The organism is Rubrivivax rivuli (assembly GCF_004016505.1).
Lineage (GTDB): Bacteria > Pseudomonadota > Gammaproteobacteria > Burkholderiales > Burkholderiaceae_C > Rubrivivax > Rubrivivax rivuli.
In genome coordinates this window covers 426,011-445,864 of sequence record NZ_SACR01000005.1, presented here as the reverse complement: position 1 = coordinate 445,864, position 19,854 = coordinate 426,011, and the positions used below count along the sequence as shown (strand labels likewise).

The window sequence follows — 19,854 nt, the reverse complement described above, 5'->3', positions numbered from 1 at the left end:
CCCGAAAACCATGCGCCTGAGCGCCCTGCCCTGCTTCGTCTTTGGCCTGCTGCTGTGCACTGCCGCACAGAACTCGGCCGCCCAGGCGGCCTCGCCAGCCGGCCCGCAACTGCGCGTGGCCAGCGCCTTCGACGCGCAGACCATGGACCCGCACGCCATCGCGCTGCTTTACCACTCGCGCGTCAGCACGCAGATCTACGAAGGCCTGGTCAACCGCGACGAGAAGTACAAGCTCGAACCGGCGCTGGCCTTGTCGTGGCAAATGACGGCACCGACCACCTGGCGCTTCAAGCTGCGCCCCAACGTCACTTTCCACGACGGCTCGCCCTTCAGCGCCGATGACGTCGTATTCTCGTTGCAGCGCGCCACCACGCCGCCTTCGCAGCGCGCTTTCCAGCTGAGCGGCATCGCGGCGGTGAAGAAGGTCGATGCGCTGACCGTCGACGTGCAACTGCAGACGCCCGATGCGGTGCTGCCGGAGAAGCTCAGCTTCGTCGGCATGATGAGCAAGGCCTGGGCCGACAGGCACGGCCTGCAGCGCGCGCAGGACTTCAACGCCAAGCAGGAGACCCACGCCGTGCGCAACGCCAACGGCACGGGCCCCTACAAGCTGGAACGCTACGAGCCCGACGTGCGCACCGTGCTGCGCCGCCACGCGGGCTGGTGGGGCTGGGCCGACAAGCGCAGCGGCAACGTGCAGCAGGTCAGCTTCGTCGTCATCAAGAGCGACGCCACGCGCCTGGCGGCCCTGGCCTCGGGCGAGGTGGACGTGGTGCTCGACCCGCCCTACCAGGACATCCGCCGCCTGCAGGCCGACCCGCGCATCACGCTGAAGCAGACGGCCGACATCGGCCAGCAGTACCTCGGCTTCGACCAGAGCCGCCCCGAGCTGGAAGGCAGCGACGTGAAGGGCCGCAACCCCTTCAAGGACCTGCGCGTGCGCCAGGCCGTCTACCACGCCATCAACGTGCCGCTGATCGTCGACAAGGTGCTGCGCGGCCAGGCCCAACCCACGGGGGCCTTCCTCTCGACCCTGGTGGACGGCAGCCCGGCCGATCTCGACAAGCGCCTGCGTTACGACCCGGCGCGCGCACGCCAGCTGCTGGGCGAGGCCGGCTACCCCAACGGCTTCAGCGTGCCTTTGGACTGCGTGAACGTGGCCTGGCGCGAAAACGTCTGCCAGGCCGTGGCTGCCATGCTCACGCAGGTGGGCATCCGCACGCAGCTGCGCAGCGCGCCCAGCACGCAGTTCTTCCCCAAGCTGACGGCGGGCAACACGCCCTTCTTCGAGGTGGGTTGGACACCGCTGCCGGATGCCTGGAACTCGCTCAACGGCCTGATGCGCAGCTACAGCCGCGAAGGCCAGGGCACCTTCAACGCCGGCCGCTACAGCAACCCGCAGCTCGACAAGCTCATCGACGACCTGCGCGTGGAGCCCGACCTCACGCGCCGCCGCGCGATGGTCACCACGGCCTTGCGCCTGGCCGCCGACGACCTGCCGCTGATCCCGCTGTACCGCCGCACGCTCACCTGGGCCATGGCGCGCAACGTCAGCCTAGTGCAGTGGCCCAGCGACGCGGTGGAGCTACGCTGGGCGCGCGTGGGCACGGCGGGGGCGAAGTGAGCGCGCTCACCGAAGCACCGGAACGCACGGCGCCGCTGCTCATCGGCGTCTCGGCCCGCATCCACTACCCGGGCAGCCCCGGCATGCCGGCCGGCGGCGTGTGGAGCAAGACCGTCCACTACCTCGAACAGAGCATGGCGCACTGGCTGCTGGCCGGCGGCGCCTGCGCGGTGATGGTGCCGGCGGTGGACGCGCAAAGCCTCGTGCAGCGCAGCGAACTGCACCTGAACGACTACGCCGCCGCGCTGGACGGCCTGGTGCTGCAAGGCGGTAACGACGTGGCGCCCGAAAGCTATGGCGAGGCCCCGCTGCACGAAGACTGGCGCGGCGACCCCGTGCGCGACCGCTACGAGCGCGACCTCATCCAGGCCTTCGTCGACGCCGGCAAGCCCGTGCTGGGCATCTGCCGAGGCCTGCAGCTGCTGAACGTGCATTTCGGTGGCACGCTGATGCAGGACATCGAGCACCAGCACCCGCAGGCCCACGTGCACCGCGTGCTGGGCCGCTACGAGCACCACCACCACGCCGTGGATTTCGTGCCCGGCACGCGGCTGGCGAGCCTGTTCCCGGGCGTGGCGCGCGCCACCACCAACAGCATCCACCACCAGGCCATCAAGGACGTCGCACCGGGCTTCGTGGTGGAAGCACGCTGCCCGGAAGACGGCGTCATCGAAGCCGTGCGCTGGCAGGGCCCCAGCTTCGTGGCCGGTGTGCAGTGGCACCCCGAGTTCCACGACCCGGCCCACCCGCACACGCTGGACGACCGGCCGCTGCTGCAGGATTTTCTGGCGGCGGCGCGGGCGGTGAAGCGCTGACAGGCTAGCGGCAGGGCCCGCGGTCGCGCCTGAAGTCGGCCGGGTAGACGGCCCCGCCGCCGGCATGCAGCCCGCGCGTGAGCGATTGCGCCATGCGCTCGTGCTTCACGAAGGGCCCGCGGCCGTTGCGACCGCGCACGCTCCAGGCGTGCCCGTCTTCCACCAGGCGCTGGCTGATGTTCAGGCCATCCACCGTGAGCACGCCCACGGTGCGTGCGCCATCGCGCCCCGTGGTGCGCAGGGTGGCCGGCTTGTTGAGTGCCAGTTCGATGAGCGCCTTGCGCGCCTCGGGGCCCCAGGGCTGGCAGAGCTCGGGGGCGTCGATGCTGGCCAGGCGCAGGTCGATGGCGGGCTGGCCGGGCACGCTGAAGCGCACGGTGTCACCGTCGATGACCTGCGTCACGGCGCCCTGCAGCGGGGCCGGGGCGGCCGGCTTGGCGGCGCCGGCATCGGGGCTGCCGGCGGCCAGCAGCCAGGCCAGCAGGAGGGCGGTCAGGCGGGTCGGGGGCATGGAACGGCTTCCTGGCTGGGGATGATCGAAGTTCGACGGCATCGCCTTATCGGCAGACGCGGCCCGTTTCACAGGCGGCCCGCCTCACCCGCATGCACGGGCTGGTAGACGATGCCCACCTGTTCACGCGCCGGGCTCTTGTCGCTGCGCGCCTGGTAGGACGATTTCAGCTCGATCAGCGTGTCGCCCACGCGCCAGCGCGCCACCGCGCTGTGCAGGCCGCCGTCGGTGTCGACGTGCGTGGTCTCGGGGTTGCCGTAGCGCTGCACCAGCAGCTGGCGCAGGCGGCGGTGCTTGTCGCTCCAGCCGGTGTCGCTGGCGGTGGCCTGCGCGGCCTCGCCGGCCCAAGCCAGCGCCACGCGCACCAGCTGGCGCTGCGCGGCGTCCACATGCAGGTGCAGGCGGAAGGGCACGCCGGCCACGTCGTAGGGCGCCAATGTCGGGTGGTCGCAGGCCTCGCGCGCCGGGCCCACGGCCGGCGGCGTGCCCTTGGGCAGCGGCGGGCACTCGGCCAGCTTCAGCGCGGCACCGAAACGCTGCGCCATCTGCAGCTCGGTGGCGCCCCAGGGCAGCCCCTGGAAGGCCCCGGGCCGCGGCGGCAGCGCCTCGCAGGGCGTGCGCTGCATCGGGAAATCGATGCCGGCGGGCGCCCCGCCGCGCCGGCCCTCGATGCGCGCGCGCAGCCGGCCGCCTTCTTCCAGGCGGTAGATCACGCGCTGCGGGAAATCGTTGCCCGCGTTCTCGAACACCGCCTCCAGCGGTGCGCCGGGCAGCAGCGTGAAGAGCGTCTCGTTGCGGCCGTTGGGCAGGGCCGCGAAGACGACGCTGCCGTCGGGCTGCTGGCGGATCTGCATGAACTCGTAGCCCACCGTGACCCCGCCGCGCACGGTGCGGCTGGCGCCCAGCAGCGTCTGCCCCGCCAGCGGCAGCCACTGCTCGCCCGAGCCCGCTTCGCCGCCTTCGCTGCGCCAGCAGCCGGAAAGCCAGGCCAGGCGTTCGACGCTGGGCGCGGTGGCCGATGAGATCAAGGAAACGGGCGGGCCCACCAGCGCCGGGGCGCCGTTCTGGGCTTGCGCCCCCGCGTGCGCCAGCAGGGCCAGGGGCGCACAGAGCCACAGCCCCCGGATGAAGGTGGCGCGGCGGTTGGCAGACAGGTCGGCACGGGGCATGGCCCTCATCGTAGCGGGCCCCTGTGCCGGGCTGCGCTAGCCTCGGCAGCGCAGCCACGCCGATGTCCACCACCTTGCCGACCTCTCCCCTGCGCCCGCCCCCACGCCGCCCAGGCCGCCCAAGGCGGTGGCGCCGGGCCATCGCGGGCCTGCTGTTGGTGCTGCTGGGCCTGGGACTCTGGCTGATGGGGCCCGCAGATCCCGAGCCGCCAACGCCGGCCCGGCTGGCAGCCCCTGCCCCAGCGGCCACGGCAGCACCCACCGTGACAACCGCCCCGCCGCCCCAAAGCGCGAGGCCGGCCGCGCCGGCACCGGCCACGGCACCCGCCAGCGCTGCCACTGACGCCTGGCAACAGGCGCTGCTGCGCGTGCGGCAGGACCCGCTGCGCGTGGTGGTGCAGCGCGCCGCCGTGAGCGGCCATCTGCTGGACGTCGCGGCTGCACATCTGGCTTACCGGCGCTGCTTCACCGCCACGGCGGGCATCGGCACCGGCTTGACCAGCGTGCCGCCCCCGACCGTGCCGATGGACGCCGCACGCCGCGAACACCTGGCCACCGTGCAGCAGGCCTGCGAGGGGCAGATGGACCGCCAGCCCTCGACCCTGGCCCTGCGCGACGATGCCGGCTGGGGCACGCTGGCAGGCCCTTTGCTGGCGGCCTTGAGCCATCGCAAGCCCGCCGACGAGGCCCAACACCAGGCCTTGCTGGCGGCGCTGCGGGCCACGGGTTCCGCCGAACTGCTGAGCGCCACCGCCGACATCTGGCGGCCCAGGGACCTGGCTGCGTTGGGCCTGCCGCCGGGACCGCCGATGGTGCTGCCCGAGGCCGTTCGCGAGATCCTGGCCGAAAAGCTGCCCGATCTGGACCTGAGCCGCCTGCGCCTGGGCAGCGACACGATGTCGGACGCCGCGATGTTCCAGCTCGCCCTGCAGATCGAGGCCTGCCGGCGCGGCGGCTATTGCATCCCTGCGGCGCTGGAGATGTTCCATTGCGCGCTGGGGCGCCTGTGCGTGGACGATCTGCAGCAGATGCCGGCCCGGCACATCCTGCACGGCGCAGCGACGCCCTCCTTCGTCTACGGCGGTGACACCCTGAGCCCCTCCGAACGGCAGGCGCGCTGGCAGGCCCTGGAGGCGCTGGTGCAGCGCCTGCTGCCCCCGCGGACCCCTCGCTGACGGTTCATGCCTTGGGGCGCAGCGCACGCCGCCGCCGCACCGGCGGTGGTGCGAGCACGGCCTCGGACGCCGCCAGCAGCCGATCCAGCCGGTCCTTCAGCTTCTCGGTGCTGAGCTGCTCGCGCAGCCGCTCCACCAGCAGCGGCAGCGCAAAGGGGCTGGGCGCCTGCAGCACCACGCGCTGCAGCGGCAGCGCGGCCAGGCGCTGCAGCGTGGCCTGCAGGCGGCCCACCTCCAGCTCTTGCGAGAGCACCTCGCGCTCGGCCTGGCCCAGCAGGCGGTTGCCGGCGTCGTACTTGCGGAAGACCTCGAAGAACAGGCTGCTGCTGGCCTGCAGCTGGCGCAGGCTCTTGGGCGCGCCCGGGAAGCCGCCGAAGACGAGCCCGGCCACGCGCGCGATCTCGCGGAAACGCCGCTGTGCAAGTTCGCCCGAGTTCAGGCTGGCCAGCACGTCGGCCAGCAAGTCGGCACCGCTGAAGAGCGCGGCCGGGTCGAGCGCGGCTTCGTCCACGGGCTGCGCGGCCAGGATCTCCAGGCCGTAGTCGTTGACGCTGAGCGAGAAGGTGTTGGGCGCGTGTTTCGCCAGCCGCCAGGCCAGCAGCTGCGCCAGGCCGATGTGCACGTTGCGCCCCGCGAAGGGGTAGAAGAACAGGTGATGGCCTTCGCGCGAGTGCAGTTGCTCCAGCAGCAGCGCGCCACGCTCGGGCAGGCGCGACATCTGCGCCTGGGCCTGCAGCATGGGCCGCGCGGCTTCGAGTTCGGGGTCGGTGAATGGCGGGGCCGGGGCCGCGCCTTGCAGCGCCACTGCGGTGTGGTCCAGCAGGCCCTGCACGGCGGCGGCCAGTTCGCTGCTCAGCGGCATCTTGCCGCCGGCCCACGCAGGCACCACGCCCTTCTTCTTGCTGCCGGCACGCACGTAGGCGGCCATGTCCTGCGTGCGCACGTACTCCAGCACGCGGCCGGCGAAGACGAAGTGGTCGCCCTTGTTCAGGCGCGCGATGAAACCTTCTTCGATGCTGCCTATCGTGCCGCCGCTCATCCACTTCACCGCCATCGCCGCATCGCTGACGATGGTGCCCACCTGCAGCCGGTGGCGGCGCGCGATGCCGCGGTCGGGCACGCGCCAGCGGCCGTCCACGAGCTGCACGCGGTGGTACTCGGGGTAGGCCGTCAGGCTCTCGCCGCCGCGTTCGACGAAGGCCAGGGCCCAGTCGAATTCTTCGCGGCTCAGCGTGCGGTAGGCGTGCGTGCTGCGCACCTCGTCGAACAGCTCGTCGGCGGTGTAGCCGGTGGTCGGCGCGCCTTGGGTGTCAACGTCGCCGCCCAGGGCCACCGTCACCAGGTGCTGCACCAGCACGTCCAGCGGCTTGTCCAGGCCCGTGCGCGCTTCCACCTGGCCGGCCTGCGCGGCGGCGCGCGCGGCAGCGGCTTCCACCAGCTCCAGCGTGTTGGTGGGCACCAGCGTCACGCGGCTCTCGCGGCCCGGCGCGTGGCCGCTGCGGCCGGCGCGCTGCAGCAGCCGCGCCACGCCCTTGGCGCTGCCGATCTGCAGCACACGCTCCACGGGCAGGAAGTCGACGCCCAGGTCCAGGCTGGAGGTGGCCACCACGGCCTTCAACTGCCCGGCCTTGAGCCCTGCTTCGACCCAGGCACGCACTTCCTTGTCGAGGCTGCCATGGTGCAGCGCCACGATGCCGGCCCAGTCGGGCCGCGCCTGCAGCAGCAGCTGGTACCAGATCTCGGCCTGGCTGCGCGTGTTGGTGAAGACCAGCGCGGTGCTGCTCCGCTCGATCTCGTCCACCACCGGCTGCAGCATCTGCGCGCCCAGGTGCCCGCCCCAGCTGAAGCGGCCGGGGTCCTGCGGCAGCAGGGTGTCGATGCGCAAGGCCTTGTCGACGCGGCCCTGCACGCGCTGGCCGCCTTCGCCGCACAGCGTGGCCATGGCTTCGTCGACATTGCCCAGCGTTGCCGACAGGCCCCACACCACCAGCGCCGGGTTCCAACGTTTCAGCCGCGCCAGCGCCAGCTGCACCTGCACGCCGCGTTTGTTGGCGATGAGCTCGTGCCACTCGTCCACCACCACGGTGTGCACGCCGCCCAGCTCTTCGAAGGCCCGTTCGCGCGTCAGCATCAGGCTCAACGATTCGGGCGTGGTCACCAGGGCCTGCGGCAGGCGGCGGTCTTGGCGTGCGCGTTCGGCACTCGGCGTGTCGCCGCTGCGCGTGCCCACGGCCCAGGCCGGGGCCATCTCGGGCAAGGGTTGCTGCAAGGCGCGTGCGGTGTCGGCGGCGAGTGCACGCATCGGCGTGATCCACAGCACCTGCAGCCCGGGCGAGGCTTTCACCGGACGCGCGCGCTGCAGCGCACCCATCCACACCGCGTAGGTCTTGCCACTGCCGGTGGTGGCGTGCAGCAGGCCGCTGCGGCCGGCGGCCATGGCGGCCCACACCTCGCGCTGGAAGGCGAAGGGCTGCCAGCCGCGCGCGGCGAACCAGGCCTCGGCCGGCGCGTTCATGTGGGCGCGGTGGCGATCCAGCCTTCCACCGCGTCCAGCTGCGCCGGCAGGCCGTAACCCGGCTGCTGCAGCGCCCAGGCGGCCTGCGCCAGGCACAGCGCGGCGTCGAGCCGGTCGCCGCTGGCGTCGTCCACCAAGGCGTCGCGCTGCGCGTGCGTGAGCTTCAGGCGCAGGCCCAGGCGGGTGCGGCCTTGCTCCAGCGCCTCGACGATGTCCTTGCGGGCGATGAGCCGGTCGGCCTCTTCGCTGTTCTTGTAGGAGCGGCGGCCGACCAGCTCGAAGGCCAGCAGTCCGGGGTAGGCCTCCAGCGCCACACGCTGCGCATCGCCTTCGTGCTGGCGCGGCAGGCTCACGCCGGCACGGACCAAACGCGAGAGGCCCTCGTAGTACATGAAGCCCACGGGCACATACCGCGTCTGCAGCGGGCTGCTGCTGCTGATGCCGGGCATGGCGCCGTCGCACACGCGGTGCAGCAGGCGCTGGCCGGCGGGGCGGGTGTTACCCCAGGCGTCCACCAACGCGCGGAAGTCCATGCGCGTGGGGCAGCGGCGCTGCAGTTCGGTGATGACCTCGGCCGTGGTGTTGCCCAGGCCTTGCGCGTCGACGAAGGCGCGTGGCAGGCCGAAGGGGAAATCGAAACCGCCGCACCAGGGGCCGGCTTCGGCCAGCAGGGCCTCGAAGCCCGCCATGGTCGGCAGTTCGTCCAGCGCGTTCAGGCGCAGCACCGCGCCCACGAGCTGGCCGCGGGCCACGGTGATGGGCTTGCGGCGCGTGGGCGCGCTGCTGAAATCGACGCCGATCAGTTGCATCGGCGGATTGTGTCGGCACCGTCGGGCCACGCCGGCCCTGGCGGGCTCACAGGTGGCGGCTCACCCGCACGGCGGCGGCCGAGCCGCTGCCAACCACCGCAGCCCACAGGCGTGCCGCCACGCCGGCCGGCGCGGCGCCGCGGCGCGCCCTGGCATCGTCGCGGTGGGCCACCTCGTCGAGGCGGCAGGTTTCCAGCAGCTGGCGCAGCGCGGGCAGGCTCGCGCCCGGCTGGGTTTCGGAGGCCGGCAGTGCATCGATCATCGCCACCTGGTCGGCATAGTGCGTGTCGACAAAGGTTTCCACCGCCTCGATGGTGGCGTAGACGGCGCGCGGGCCGAAGAGCGCCGGCAGCGCGCCCGTCACCCAACCGGCCGCCAGCCACAGCGGCAGCAGGCGGCTGCGTTGCGAACGCGGCACCACGGCCTCGATGAGCGCCAAATGTTGCTGCTCGGTCTGCAGGTGGTGCTGGGCGAAGGCGCGAACTTCGGCGTCACGCGCCAGCGCCAGCACGCCGCGGTAGATCATGACGGCGCCGGCTTCGCCGGCATGGTCGGTGCGCAGTTCGCGGCGCAAGGCCAAGGGCAAGGCCAGCCACGCGGCCGGCAAGGGCCGCGGGCGCCACAGCGGGCGAACGGCGAGGAAACCGCGGTAGAGCATTTCCATCGCCCACACCGCGCCCGGCACGCGCGCCAGCAAAGCCAGGCCGCGGAAGGCCGGCAGCCGCTGCCAGATGGCGACAAACGCCGCCGCGCCGCTGAGCAGGCGGCCGTCGGGCAGGCGCACGTGCAGGCGGGCCAGCGCGTCTTCACGCGGCAGCGCCGCGCCCAGCGCGGGGGCCGGGCAGACGGCGGCGTCCACCCACTGCAGCTGGTCACCGCCCTGTGCGCGCTGGTAGGTGGCGATCTCCCGTGAGCACAGCGGGCAGGCGCCGTCGTAGTAGACGCAGGGGGCCTCGGCAGCAGCCGGGGCGGTGGGGGTGATGTCGGCGGCGGAGCTCACGGCGGCGAAGTCTGCGCGAGCCCGCCCCACGCCGCTGGCCCCGCCGCGCAAAGCCTTGCAGGGCGCTGGCACAAGGCCGGGCCGGCCCCCGCCCGGCGCGCTTTCAGCGCAAGGCTTCGATGGGCTGCAGCTTCAGCGCCTGCCGCAGGTGCCGCGCCAGGGCCAGCCCGGTGACGAGCGTGGTGGCCAGCAGCGCCAGCACCACCGGCACGGCCACGCCGGCGGCCAGATCGATGCGGTCCTCAAAGCCATCGAGGTAGAGCGCCCCGCCCGCGGCGGCCAGCGGCAAAGCTACCAGTGCCGCGATGCCGGCCGGCCAGGCGCATTCGGCCAGCACGGCGCGCGCCATCGCGGCCGGGCCGGCGCCGTGCAGGCGGCGCAAGACCAGCTCGGTGCGGCGGCGGCGCAGCGTGTCGGCCACCAGCGCGTAGGCGCCGGCCAGGGCCACCGCCACGGCCAGCAGCGCCACCAGGCCCAGCAGCGCGGTGAGCTGCGCTTCCTGCGCATACACCGCGGCCAGCTGCGAGGTGGCGCTGCGCACCTGGTGCGGCACGGGCGGGCCGGCCTGGCGCCACACCTCGTCGAGCGCGGCCCGCAGCGCCACGGGGTCGGGGCCGTGGACGTTCAGATCCCACTGCGGCGCTTCGTTCAGCAAGAAGCCCTGGGGCCGCGCTTCGCTGCGCGCCGATTCGAGCTTCACGTCGGCCACCACCGCCACCACGCGGCGCGGCTCGTTGCCGGCCTGCATGAAGCCGCCGCCACCGCGCAGCACGGCGCCCACCGCGGCCTGGGGCGTGGCGAAGCCCAAGGCGCGCGCGGCCTTGGCGTCGATGACCATGCGGGTTTCGCCCGCGGCGGGTGCCGAAGTCGCAGCGGCAGGCGCTGCCGGGGCTGCTGCCGGCACCTTCACTTCACCAGCGAGCACGCGCATGCCGTAAGTGCCGAAGAAGCCCGAGGACACCGTGCTCAGCCGCAGCACCTGCTGCTGGTTGCCAGCGCCGGTGTGCAGCTCCAGCCGGCCGCGTGTGGCCTGGGCCGGGGGGCTGTCGCTCCAGGCCCAGTGCGAGATGGCCGGGTGCTGGGCCACGGCGCGCGCGAGGCCCTCCATCGGCGGCAGCTCGGCGGGGTTGACCATCAGGCCCAGCCAGTAGCGGCCTTCGGTCTGGAACCCACGTTCGGCCTGCAGCAGGTGCTGCTGCTGCAGCGCCAGCACGCCGGCCAGCGACAAGAGCAGCAGGGCACCACCCAGCTGCAGCCCCAGCAGCGCCTGGCGCGTGCGCCGGCCCCAGGGCCCTTCGCTGGCGGTGCGGCCCTGCAGGGCCGGCGCCGGCGGGCGGTGCAGCGCCTGCCAGGCGGGCAGCAGCGAACACAGCGGCCACAGCAGCGCCACCACGGCGCCCAGGCCCGCCAAGGCCTGCCAGGGCACCGGGTCGGCCAGCGGCTGGCGCGGTGAGAAGCCCAGCGCCGGGCCCACCACCGGCGCCAGCATCCACGCCGCCAGCAGCGCCAGCCCCGCGGCCAGCAGCAGCGGCAGCAGGCCCTCCAGCGCCCACAGGCGCAGCAACGCGCCGCCGTCGGCGCCCAGGCTGCGGCGCAGCGCCGTTTCGCGCTGGCGCTGCAGCAGCGCCGCGGCCTGCAGGTTCATGTGGTTGAAGGCCGCCATCACCAGCAGCAGCGTGCAGGCCGCGGCCAGGGCGGTGATGAGGCCCCAGTACTCCTCGTTCGGCCCGGCGTAGGGCAGCTCGGTGAGCGGCAAACCGCGGAAGTAGGCGGGCTCGCGGCCGCCTGCGGTCCACTCGGCGGGCAGCGCTGCGTAGCCGGGGCTGGCCTTCACCGCTTCGCGCATCCAGCCACCCACGTCAGCGGCGCGCGCGCCGGGTTGCAGGCGTGCGAAGACGCGGCCGTTGGCCATGAAGATCGCGTCGCGCTCTTCCTGCGTCCAGCGGTTGCCTTGGGTGTCCCAGCCCACCATCGCCATCGCGTCGCCCACCATGGGGCTGGCGGGCCAGAAAGGCGTGCGCGGGTCGGTGTTGGGCAGCACCGCGGCCACGGTGTAGCGGCGGTTCTGCGCCACCAGCGTGCGGCCCAGGGCCTGCGCGGGCGTGGCCCCCGGCCACAGCGTCTGCAACAAGCCCTGGCTGATGGCGATGCCGTCGCGCTGCACCAGCGCCGCGCCCAGGTCGCCGGCCAGCGCGCGCAGGCCCAGCAGCGGCACCGCCGTGGGGTCGGCCATGATCAGGTAGGCCGGCTGCAGGCGGCCCTGGTGCTGGATGTCCAGCCCATCGAAAGCCACGCGCGTGATCTGCTCCAGCGGCACCGCGCGCTGCTGCAGCAGCGTGCCGATGGCCACCGGGCCGCCGGTGAGCCACGGCGTCGGCGCCTGCGGCGCGTTGCCCTTGAAATCGAGCAGCACCACGCGCTCGGGCTCGCGGATGCTCGGGTCCAGCGCCGACAGCGTCAGCGCGATGAAGGCCAGCAGCAGCCCGGCCGTGAGCGCCAGCGCCAGGCCGACGATGGCCACGCTGCTGGCCGCGGGCTGGCGGCGCAGGCTGCGCAGCGCTTCGTGCAGCAGCTTCATGCCGCCACCTCGGCCACGGCGTCCACCAGCACACGCCCATCGAGCAGGCGCACGGTGCGCGAGGCCAGCGCGGCGTGCTCGGCGCTGTGCGTCACCACCACCAGGGTCGTGCCTTCCTGGTTCAGCTCGCGCAGCAGCTGCATCACCTCGTGGCCGTGGTGGCTGTCGAGGTTGCCGGTGGGCTCGTCGGCCAGCAGCAGCGCCGGCCGCGCGGCGATGGCGCGTGCAATCGCCACGCGCTGCTGCTGCCCGCCGCTGAGCTGGCTGGGGTGGTGCCCGGCGCGGTGGGCGAGGCCCAGGCGCTGCAGCACCTCCTCCACCCGCGCGCGCTGCGCCTTCTCGGGCAGCGGGCCGTAGCGCAGCGCGAGCTGCACGTTCTCACGCACGCTGAGGTCGTCCACCAGGTTGAAGCTCTGGAAGACGAAACCGATGCGCCCGCGCCGCAGCGCCGCGCGTTCGCGCGCGCCCAGGGCCTGCACGTCCTGGCCCTCCAGCAGGTAGCGGCCGCTGCTGGGTTCGTCCAGCAGGCCCAGCAGGCCCAGCAGCGTGCTCTTGCCGCAGCCGCTGGGGCCGGTGATGGCGAGGTACTCGCCGGCTTCGATGTGCAGGTTGATGGCGTCGAGCGCGGTGGTCTCGACGTCACCGCTGCGGTGGCGTTTGCTCAAGGCTTGCAGTTCGATCATGGCAGTCGCAGCCGGGGGCTGTCGGTAGGGGGGTTGGAGATGAGCACTTCGTCGCCGGCCTGCAGGCCGGCCAGCACTTCCACGCGGCCAGCGGCGCGCCGGCCCAGGCGCACGCTGCGGCGCTGCAGTTCGCGGCCCTGGCGCACGTAGAGCTGTTCGCGCACGCCGGGGCCTTCGGCCAGCAGCAGCGCGGGCATCGGGGCGCTGAGTTGCAGCGCCAGCTCCACGGCCTGGCCGGCGCGCAGGCCCGGCGGCGTGCCGCCCTCGGGCCAGCGCAACTGCACGCGCACGAGGCCGCCGCGCACCTGGGGCAGGGTCTGCGCCAGCGTCAAGCTGCCCTGGGCGCTGGTGGCCACCAGGCCCGGCTGCAGGCGCGGCAGGTGGAATTCGTCGACATCGGCCACCAGCTGCAGACCGCCCGTGGGGTCGTCGATGCGGCCCAGGCGCTCGCCGGCGCGCAGCTGCATGCCCACCTGCAGCTGCCAGCCGCTGAGCTGGCCGGCCATGGTCGCGCGAGGGGCCAGGCGCTCGCGTGCGGTGGCCAGCCCCTGCAAGCCGGCCTGCAGGCCGGCCACGGCCTGGCCCAACTCGGCCAGGGCCTGGGCGCGGGTCTGGGCCTCCAGTGCGTGGTCTTGTTCGGCCTGCTGCAGCAGGCGCTGGGCCAGGGCCTGCTGGCGCTGCGCCTGCTCCAGCGCCGCGGGGGCCACGAAGCCAGCCTCGGCCAGGCGCTGGGTGCGCGCGGCCTCGGCCTCGGCCTGCTGCAGCGCGGCCTGCATCTGCGCACGTTCGCGCCGGTGCAGCGCCAGGCTGGCGGCCTGCGCGCTGCGCTCGGCCGAGAGGTTGGCCGTCTGCTGCGCCACCTCGGCACGGCGCTGCAGGGCCTGCTGTTCGTGCTCCGGGCTGTAGAGGCGGTAGAGCAGCGTGCCGGCGGCGAGGTGCTGGCCGTCCTGCACCAGCACGGCTTCCACGCGGCCGCTCTCGGCGGCGTCCAGCGTCACCGAGCGCAGCGGCTCGGCGCGGGCGCGCAGCAGCAGCTCGTCGCGGAACTCGCCGGCCTGCACGGTGGCCAGCTGGGCTTGCGGCACCAAGGGGGCACGGCCCCAGGCCTGCCAGGCCGCCAGGCCGAGCGCCGCGGTGAGCAAGCACGCCGCCGCAGCCCAGGGCAACGCACGGCGCCAGCGCGGGCGCGGCGGCAGGGCGCGGTCCATGGCCGCGCCGCTGGGGGGCGGGGGCAGCAGGGGCTTGGGCTCGTGTTTCATCGGCAGGCCGCCAGCATCGCGGCGCGGGCCGGGCTTGGGCAGGGGCTTGTCCGCTTTCGCACACCACCGGGCTGCGGGTGTCCGCTTCCGGACGGCCCCCTCGCAGCACCGCGCCCCGCGCTGCGACACTCGCGGGCCTGCCTGTGCCCGCCGCCGTGTCTGCCGCCCTGCCTTCCTCTGTGTCTTCTGCGCCGCGCCTGCTGCTGCTCGACGACGACCCCGATGTCGGCCTGGCCGCGCAGCTGCTGCTGCAGCGCCGCGTGGGCCCCGTCACCTGCCTGCGCCGCCCGGCCGAGCTGCCCGCGGCGCTGGACCGCCTGCAGCCCGCGCTGCTGCTGCTGGACCTCAACTTCGGCCCCGGCCGCACCGACGGCAGCCAGGGCCTGCGCCTGCTCGATGAACTGCGCCAGCGCCCCGCCCCGCCGCCCGTGGTGGTGATGACGGCCTACGCCGACATCGAACGTGCCGTGCAGGCCGTGCGCCGCGGCGCCTGGGACTTCGTCACCAAGCCCTGGGACAACGCGCGCCTCGTGGCCACCTGCCTGGAAGCGCTGCAGCGGCCCGCAGGTGCCGCGATGGCCGAGCCCACACCCGCCCCGAACTTGGTCCCCAGTGCCGCGGTGCAGCCCCTGGCCACGCAAGAGCGCGCCGCGTTGATGGCCGCGATGGCCGAGGCCCAGGGCAACCTGAGCGCGGCAGCGCGCGCCTTGGGCCTGTCGCGCGCGGCGCTGTACCGCCGGCTGGAAAAGCACGGCCTGTGAGCACGCTACCCGCACGCCAAACGGTCATTGCCGCACTGGGCACCGCAGCCCGCGTAGCGGCCGCGCTGCTGCTGGCCGCTGCGGCGGGCGCGCTGGCTTCGCAGGGCAGCGCGCGGGCGCTCGTCGGCGCCGCGGCCGTGGTGGCCCTGGCCGCAGCACTCTTGGCGCCGCTGGTGCGCGCGCACTGGCGCAGCCAGGCACGCGCCGGTATCTCGGCAACATCGCAGCCTGCGCCCTCGCCCACGGCCGAAGAACGCCAGGCCCAGCGCGTGGCCACGCTGCAGGCGCAGTTCGAGCACCTGCCCGTGGCCGTGTGGGCGCACCACCCCGAGGCCCCGGCCGACGACCCCGCCCACCCGCGCCTGCAGCCCCTGAGCAGCCGCGCACGCCGGCTGGAAGCCCCGGGCGGCGTGCGCGACCGCGCGGCGCTGCACCGCCTGCTGGCCAGCAAGGCCGCGCCCGGCCCCGTGCTGCTGGACACCGAGCGCGGCGCCGAGCGCTGGCAGCTGCAGCGCCAGCCGCTGGCCCTGGTCGGCCAGGCGCGGGTGCTGCTCGCGCTGGTGCCACTGGAGAACGAGCTGGAGGCCGAATCGCTGCGCGCCTGGCAGGAGCTGGTGACCGTGCTCACGCACGAGATCATGAATTCGCTGACGCCGCTGCAGAGCCTGAGCCAGACCGCCATCGGCCTGCTGGACGAGCCCGACGACCCCGCCGCGCAAGCCGACTTGCGCACCGCGCTGCAGGCCATCCAGCAGCGCGCGCAAGGGCTGGCGCGTTTTGTCGCCACCTACCGCCGCGCCAGCCACTGGCCGGCGCCGCAGCTGGCGCCGGTGGCGCTGCAGGCCCTCTTCGCGCGGCTGCAGCAGGCCACCGCGCCGGCCTGGGCGGCGCGCGGCGGCGAAGCGCTGTTCGAATTGGCCAGCCCCACGCTGTGCTTGCAGGCCGATGAAGCGCAGCTGGAGCAGGCCTTGCTGGCTCTGGTGCACAACGCCGCGCAGGCCACGGCAGAGACGCCTGTGCCGCGCTTGTGGGTCACGGCGCGACAAGGCCGCGGCGGGCGCCTGCAGCTGAGCGTGCGCGACAACGGCCCGGGCGTGGCGCCAGGGCTGGAGCGGCAGATCTTCCTGCCCTTCTTCACCACGCGCGAAGGCGGCCAGGGCGTGGGGCTGACGGTGGTGCGCCAGCTGGTGCACGGCATGGGCGGGCGCGTGCGGCATGTGCGGCCGCTGGAAGGTGGTGCGGCGTTTGTCTTGAGCTTTTGACGCCTACCAGGCCAGCGCCATCACCCCGCCCGCGATGCACGCCGCACCCAGCAGCCGCAGCGCCCGGTCGCCTTCACCCAGCAGCCGGCCGCCGATGAAGGCGGCGATCAGCATCGAGACCTCGCGCGCCGGCGCCACGTGCGACAGCGGCGCCAGCTGCACCGCGTGCAGCACCATGATGTAGCCGGCCGGGCCCAGCGCCGCCACCACCAGCGCCGGCCGCCACTGCGTGCGCAGCGCTGCGCGCAGGCCAGCGCCATCGCGCCACACCAGCGGCAGCATCATCGGCAGGCGCAGCGCGTTGCACATGAAGTCGAAGAGCAGCGGCGCCATCAGCAGCACCTTCACGCCGTAGCCGTCCACCACCGTGTAGCAGGCGATGAGCGAACCGGTCAGCGCGCCCCAGCGCAGGCCCCGCAGCAGGCGCTGGCGCGCGGCGGGGTCGGCGCCCGCCGCACGGGCGCGCCACAGGCCCGGCCCGCCGGCGATGAGGAAGACACCGCCGCACACCGCCAGCACGCCGAAGGCGCCCGCGGTGCTGAGCGTCTCGCCCAAGAGCAGCACCGCGGCGGCAGCCGTCAGCAGCGGGCCACTGCCCCGCGCCACGGGGTAGACCACCGTGAGGTCGGCCTCGCGATAACCGCGCAGCAGCGTGAGGAAATAGACCACGTGCAAGGCCGCGCTCACCGAGACCACCACCCAGGCCTGCCAGCCCCAGCGCGGCAGTTCGGCCGGGGCCGACCACAGCGCCAGCGGTGCCCACAGCAGCACCGACATCAACACCGTGAGGAAGGCGAAACGGTGGTCGCCGCCAGCACGTTTGGCGGCAATGTTCCACAAGGCGTGCAGAGTCGCCGCGGCCAGCACGAGCAAGAGGGCTTGAAGCGGCATCGCGGCATTCTGCAGTGGGGGGCCGCAGGCTAAAGTCACCGCCATGACAGCCCATCCCGTTTTGGCCGAAGCCCTGCGCGGCGGCATCGTCGAATCGGCGCACCGCGGCGCCGTGGCCGTGATCGATGCCGGCGGCACTGTGCACAGCGCCTGGGGCGACATCGACCGCCCCATCTTCCCGCGCAGCGCCGTCAAGGTGCTGCAAGCCCTGCCGCTGGTGGAAAGCGGCGCCGCCGAACGTTTCGGCCTCAGCGACGAAGAGCTGGCGCTCGCCTGCGCCAGCCATGGCGGCGAGAGTTTTCACACCGCCACCGCGGCCTCGATGCTGGCCAAGGCCGGCGTGGACGTACAGGCGCTGGAATGCGGCACCCACTGGCCTTACCACGATGGCGCCATCAAGGCCCTGGCCGCCGCCGGCGAGCAGCCCAGCGCGCTGAACAACAACTGCTCGGGCAAACACGCCGGTTTCGTGTGCCTCGGCTGCCTGATGGCGGAAGGCGATGACCGCCGCGCCTTCCTGCGCGGCTACGTGAAGCCCGAGCACCCGGTAATGCGCGAGGTCACGGCCGCGCTGCAGGCCAGCACGGGCTACGACCTCTCGAAAGCCGCGGTGGGCACCGACGGCTGCAGCATCCCTACCTACGCCATCCCGCTGCGCCACCTGGCCCACGCCTTCGCGCGCGTGGCCACCGGCCAGGGCCTGCGCCCGGGCCATGCCGCCGCCGCACAGCGCCTGCGCCAGGCCGTGGCGCGCGCGCCGCAGATGGTGGCCGGCACTGGCCGGCTCGATACGCGCCTGATGCAGCGCCTGGGCGAACGGGTGTTCTGCAAGGTGGGCGCCGAGGGCGTGTACTGCGCCGCGCTGCCCACGCTGGGCCTGGGCGTGGCCGTGAAGATGGACGACGGCAACAACGCCCGCGCCTGCGAGGTGGTGCTGGCCGCGCTGCTGGTGCGGCTGCTGCCGCTGGGAGGCGACGAAGCCGCCTTCGTGCACGGCCTAGCCGATGTGCCGCTGGTGAACTGGAACGGCATCGAGGTGGGCAGCCTGCGCGCCAGCGCCGAACTGCTGCCGGCCTGAGCCTGCTGCCCATGTCCGACACCGACAGCCCCCAGACCTGGGACCACCCCACGGTGCGCCTGAAACAGGGCGAGCTCACCCTCGTGCAGAGCCTTGGAGCGACCGGCCTGCGCCAACCTTGCCTGGTGCAGTACAGCGGCGAGGCGCCCGGCCAGCGACATGCGCTGCCCGAGGGCACGCTGAGCCTGGGCCGTGCGCCCGATTGCGCGGTGCAGCTCGACAGCCCCGGCGTCAGCCGCCGCCATGCCGAGCTGGTGGTGCAGGGCGACACCGTGCGCTTCAACGACGCCGGCTCCGTCAACGGCAGCTGGGTCAACGACAAGCGCGTGCGCGCCCCGGTGCTCTTGAACGACGGCGACCTGCTGCGCCTGGGTGAGCTGGTGCTGAAGTTCTACGGCCGCAACAGTGTGGACGCGCTGCTGCACGACCACATCTACCGCATGGCGACGGTGGACGCCGGCACCGAGGTCTTCACCAAGCGCTACGTGATGGACACGCTGGCGCGCGAGATGCGGCGCGCGCGGCGCCACAAGCGGCCGCTGTCGCTGCTGTGCATCGACCTCGACCACTTCAAGAGCGTCAACGACCGCTGGGGCCACAACGCCGGCGACACCGTGCTGCGCGAGGCCGCGGCCACCGCCCACGGCGCGCTGCGCAACACCGACGTGCTGGGTCGATGCGGTGGCGAGGAGTTCGTGGCCGTGCTGCCCGAGACGACGCTGGAAGAGGCCCGCACGCTGGCCGAGCGCGTGCGCTCGGCGCTGGCGGCGCGCAGCATCGCCCTGCAGGGCGAGGACGGTGCCGACCTCCGCCACGTGCAGACGGCCTCCATCGGCGTGGCCACCTTCACGGCGACGCTGACCACCGCGCGCGACCTGCTGGGCGAGGCCGACGCGCGCATGTACGAAGCCAAGCGGGACGGGCGCAACCGCGTGGCGGGCTGACGCCGCCTGCGGGCCCGAACAGCGGCATCAGGCACAGCACGCCGCTCAGCGCACCACGCCCGGTGCCAGCCACTGCGCCCACACCGAGAGCACCACGCCGCCGCGGCCGAGACCCGGGCAAGCCTGGAATGCGGCCTGCAAGGCTGCGGTGTCGGTGCTGCGCGCGAACATCACCTCGGCCACCGGCCCGTGGCCCAGCGTGTACCAGGCGCCGACGGTGCCGCGGTCCGCCAGCCCCTGCAGCCAGGCGTGGCGGGCCGCGGTGGTGGCGGCCTCTTCGGAAGCATCGCCGCGGCTCAGGTGCAGGATGCGCAGCTCTTCCACGCGGCTGGCGTCGATGCCCTCGGTGTGCAAAGCACGCTGCGCGGTGGCGGGCACGGCGTTGAGCGTCATGTAGCCCTCGCGCACGTAGTCGTCGGGCTGGAAGTAGCCGCGCAGTTCGTCCAGCGTCTGCGCACGCACGGTGACGAAGCCGCGCTTGTGGCCGGCCGGGTCACGCATCGGCCCGGCGGCGAAGAGCCGGCCCGCGGCGAAGAGGCGCTTGAAGTTCTCGATGTGGCCGCGCTGCATGGCGGCCACGGCGGCCCGGTCGGGCGGCGTGGGGCGGCCGCTCTCGAGGAAGACGAACCAGTCGGGGGCGTCCAGCGGCACGCGCGGGGCGGGCGGGGCGGGCGGGCTTTCGGCCGCCCGCAACCGGCTGGGTGCAGCGAGGGCGGCGCAGGCGGCCAGCCCGGTGGTGAAGTGGCGGCGTTGCATGGCGCGGTGTCCTCCAGGCCCGGG

17 protein-coding genes are annotated in these 19,854 nt (G+C 73.6%); 7 read left to right on the top strand and 10 right to left on the bottom strand.

Going from position 1 to position 19,854, the window contains the following annotated elements; translation table 11 throughout:
- Nucleotides 1–10 precede the first annotated feature (10 nt).
- Nucleotides 11–1,624: an ABC transporter substrate-binding protein gene (locus EOE66_RS17960; protein WP_164885158.1), complete on the top strand. Its 1,614-nt coding sequence runs from the start codon at nt 11–13 to the stop codon at nt 1,622–1,624.
- Nucleotides 1,621–2,439 (top strand): gamma-glutamyl-gamma-aminobutyrate hydrolase family protein, encoded by an 819-nt coding sequence (locus EOE66_RS17955; protein WP_245479093.1) that lies wholly within the window; start codon nt 1,621–1,623, stop codon nt 2,437–2,439. Before EOE66_RS17960 ends, EOE66_RS17955 begins: the two co-directional genes overlap by 4 nt.
- Before the next feature lie 4 nt (nt 2,440–2,443).
- On the opposite strand, the gene EOE66_RS17950 is transcribed toward EOE66_RS17955, so the two are convergent.
- Both EOE66_RS17950 and EOE66_RS17945 read right to left on the bottom strand, forming a co-directional pair.
- The gene (locus tag EOE66_RS17950; protein WP_128230092.1) at nt 2,444–2,950 is read right to left on the bottom strand and encodes a thermonuclease family protein; all 507 of its coding nucleotides are present in this window, start codon (nt 2,948–2,950) and stop codon (nt 2,444–2,446) included.
- A gap of 68 nt (nt 2,951–3,018) precedes the next feature.
- Nucleotides 3,019–4,119, bottom strand: coding sequence for a DUF6265 family protein (locus tag EOE66_RS17945; RefSeq protein WP_128230091.1), 1,101 nt, complete (start codon nt 4,117–4,119; stop codon nt 3,019–3,021).
- A 263-nt stretch (nt 4,120–4,382) separates the two neighbouring features.
- Between EOE66_RS17945 and EOE66_RS17940 the strand changes: the two genes are divergently transcribed.
- Nucleotides 4,383–5,294, top strand: a complete 912-nt coding sequence (locus tag EOE66_RS17940) for a hypothetical protein (protein WP_128230090.1) — start codon at nt 4,383–4,385, stop codon at nt 5,292–5,294.
- Between the two features lie 4 nt (nt 5,295–5,298).
- Here EOE66_RS17940 and EOE66_RS17935 read toward each other — a convergent pair whose 3' ends face one another.
- From EOE66_RS17935 to EOE66_RS17910, 6 genes are all read right to left on the bottom strand, one after another.
- Complete coding sequence (locus tag EOE66_RS17935; RefSeq protein ID WP_128230089.1) at nt 5,299–7,809, bottom strand: ligase-associated DNA damage response DEXH box helicase; 2,511 nt, start codon at nt 7,807–7,809, stop codon at nt 5,299–5,301.
- Nucleotides 7,806–8,618, bottom strand: coding sequence for a DUF429 domain-containing protein (locus tag EOE66_RS17930; RefSeq protein ID WP_128230088.1), 813 nt, complete (start codon nt 8,616–8,618; stop codon nt 7,806–7,808). The genes EOE66_RS17935 and EOE66_RS17930 overlap by 4 nt, the downstream gene beginning before the upstream one ends.
- A 46-nt stretch (nt 8,619–8,664) precedes the next feature.
- Nucleotides 8,665–9,618: a demethoxyubiquinone hydroxylase family protein gene (locus EOE66_RS22215; protein ID WP_245479092.1), complete on the bottom strand. Its 954-nt coding sequence runs from the start codon at nt 9,616–9,618 to the stop codon at nt 8,665–8,667.
- Nucleotides 9,619–9,721: 103 nt separating this feature from the next.
- The gene (locus EOE66_RS17920; RefSeq protein ID WP_128230087.1) at nt 9,722–12,196 is read right to left on the bottom strand and encodes an FtsX-like permease family protein; all 2,475 of its coding nucleotides are present in this window, start codon (nt 12,194–12,196) and stop codon (nt 9,722–9,724) included.
- The gene (locus tag EOE66_RS17915; protein ID WP_128230086.1) at nt 12,193–12,879 is read right to left on the bottom strand and encodes an ABC transporter ATP-binding protein; all 687 of its coding nucleotides are present in this window, start codon (nt 12,877–12,879) and stop codon (nt 12,193–12,195) included. Before EOE66_RS17915 ends, EOE66_RS17920 begins: the two co-directional genes overlap by 4 nt.
- Entirely contained in the window at nt 12,876–14,138 is a 1,263-nt protein-coding gene (locus EOE66_RS17910; protein WP_128230085.1) for an efflux RND transporter periplasmic adaptor subunit, read from the bottom strand. The genes EOE66_RS17915 and EOE66_RS17910 overlap by 4 nt, the downstream gene beginning before the upstream one ends.
- 179 nt (nt 14,139–14,317) lie before the next feature.
- On the opposite strand from EOE66_RS17910, the gene EOE66_RS17905 reads away from it, so the two are divergent.
- The gene (locus tag EOE66_RS17905) at nt 14,318–14,899 is read left to right on the top strand and encodes a response regulator (protein WP_164885157.1); all 582 of its coding nucleotides are present in this window, start codon (nt 14,318–14,320) and stop codon (nt 14,897–14,899) included.
- A complete protein-coding gene (locus EOE66_RS17900; RefSeq protein ID WP_128230083.1) occupies nt 14,896–16,161 on the top strand; it encodes a sensor histidine kinase in 1,266 nt (421 codons plus the stop codon). Before EOE66_RS17905 ends, EOE66_RS17900 begins: the two co-directional genes overlap by 4 nt.
- 3 nt (nt 16,162–16,164) lie before the next feature.
- On the opposite strand, the gene EOE66_RS17895 is transcribed toward EOE66_RS17900, so the two are convergent.
- Nucleotides 16,165–17,052: an EamA family transporter gene (locus tag EOE66_RS17895; RefSeq protein WP_128230082.1), complete on the bottom strand. Its 888-nt coding sequence runs from the start codon at nt 17,050–17,052 to the stop codon at nt 16,165–16,167.
- A gap of 43 nt (nt 17,053–17,095) precedes the next feature.
- Between EOE66_RS17895 and EOE66_RS17890 the strand changes: the two genes are divergently transcribed.
- Nucleotides 17,096–18,130: an asparaginase gene (locus EOE66_RS17890; RefSeq protein WP_128230081.1), complete on the top strand. Its 1,035-nt coding sequence runs from the start codon at nt 17,096–17,098 to the stop codon at nt 18,128–18,130.
- An 11-nt stretch (nt 18,131–18,141) separates the two neighbouring features.
- A complete protein-coding gene (locus EOE66_RS17885; RefSeq protein ID WP_128230080.1) occupies nt 18,142–19,074 on the top strand; it encodes a GGDEF domain-containing protein in 933 nt (310 codons plus the stop codon).
- A gap of 45 nt (nt 19,075–19,119) precedes the next feature.
- Here EOE66_RS17885 and EOE66_RS17880 read toward each other — a convergent pair whose 3' ends face one another.
- Nucleotides 19,120–19,830, bottom strand: coding sequence for a YciI family protein (locus EOE66_RS17880; protein ID WP_128230079.1), 711 nt, complete (start codon nt 19,828–19,830; stop codon nt 19,120–19,122).
- Nucleotides 19,831–19,854 lie beyond the last annotated feature (24 nt).

Bases quoted from the DNA above. Each gene is read 5' to 3' on its own strand.
- EOE66_RS17960 (WP_164885158.1), top strand. From the start codon at position 11: ATGCGCCTGAGCGCCCTGCCCTGCTTCGTCTTTGGCCTGCTGCTGTGC.
- EOE66_RS17920 (WP_128230087.1), bottom strand. From the start codon at position 12,196: ATGAAGCTGCTGCACGAAGCGCTGCGCAGCCTGCGCCGCCAGCCCGCG.
- EOE66_RS17910 (WP_128230085.1), bottom strand. From the start codon at position 14,138: ATGAAACACGAGCCCAAGCCCCTGCTGCCCCCGCCCCCCAGCGGCGCG.
- EOE66_RS17895 (WP_128230082.1), bottom strand. From the start codon at position 17,052: ATGCCGCTTCAAGCCCTCTTGCTCGTGCTGGCCGCGGCGACTCTGCAC.
- EOE66_RS17915 (WP_128230086.1), bottom strand. From the start codon at position 12,879: ATGATCGAACTGCAAGCCTTGAGCAAACGCCACCGCAGCGGTGACGTC.
- EOE66_RS17930 (WP_128230088.1), bottom strand. From the start codon at position 8,618: ATGCAACTGATCGGCGTCGATTTCAGCAGCGCGCCCACGCGCCGCAAG.
- EOE66_RS17890 (WP_128230081.1), top strand. From the start codon at position 17,096: ATGACAGCCCATCCCGTTTTGGCCGAAGCCCTGCGCGGCGGCATCGTC.
- EOE66_RS17935 (WP_128230089.1), bottom strand. From the start codon at position 7,809: ATGAACGCGCCGGCCGAGGCCTGGTTCGCCGCGCGCGGCTGGCAGCCC.
- EOE66_RS17945 (WP_128230091.1), bottom strand. From the start codon at position 4,119: ATGCCCCGTGCCGACCTGTCTGCCAACCGCCGCGCCACCTTCATCCGG.
- EOE66_RS17885 (WP_128230080.1), top strand. From the start codon at position 18,142: ATGTCCGACACCGACAGCCCCCAGACCTGGGACCACCCCACGGTGCGC.
- EOE66_RS17880 (WP_128230079.1), bottom strand. From the start codon at position 19,830: ATGCAACGCCGCCACTTCACCACCGGGCTGGCCGCCTGCGCCGCCCTC.
- EOE66_RS17950 (WP_128230092.1), bottom strand. From the start codon at position 2,950: ATGCCCCCGACCCGCCTGACCGCCCTCCTGCTGGCCTGGCTGCTGGCC.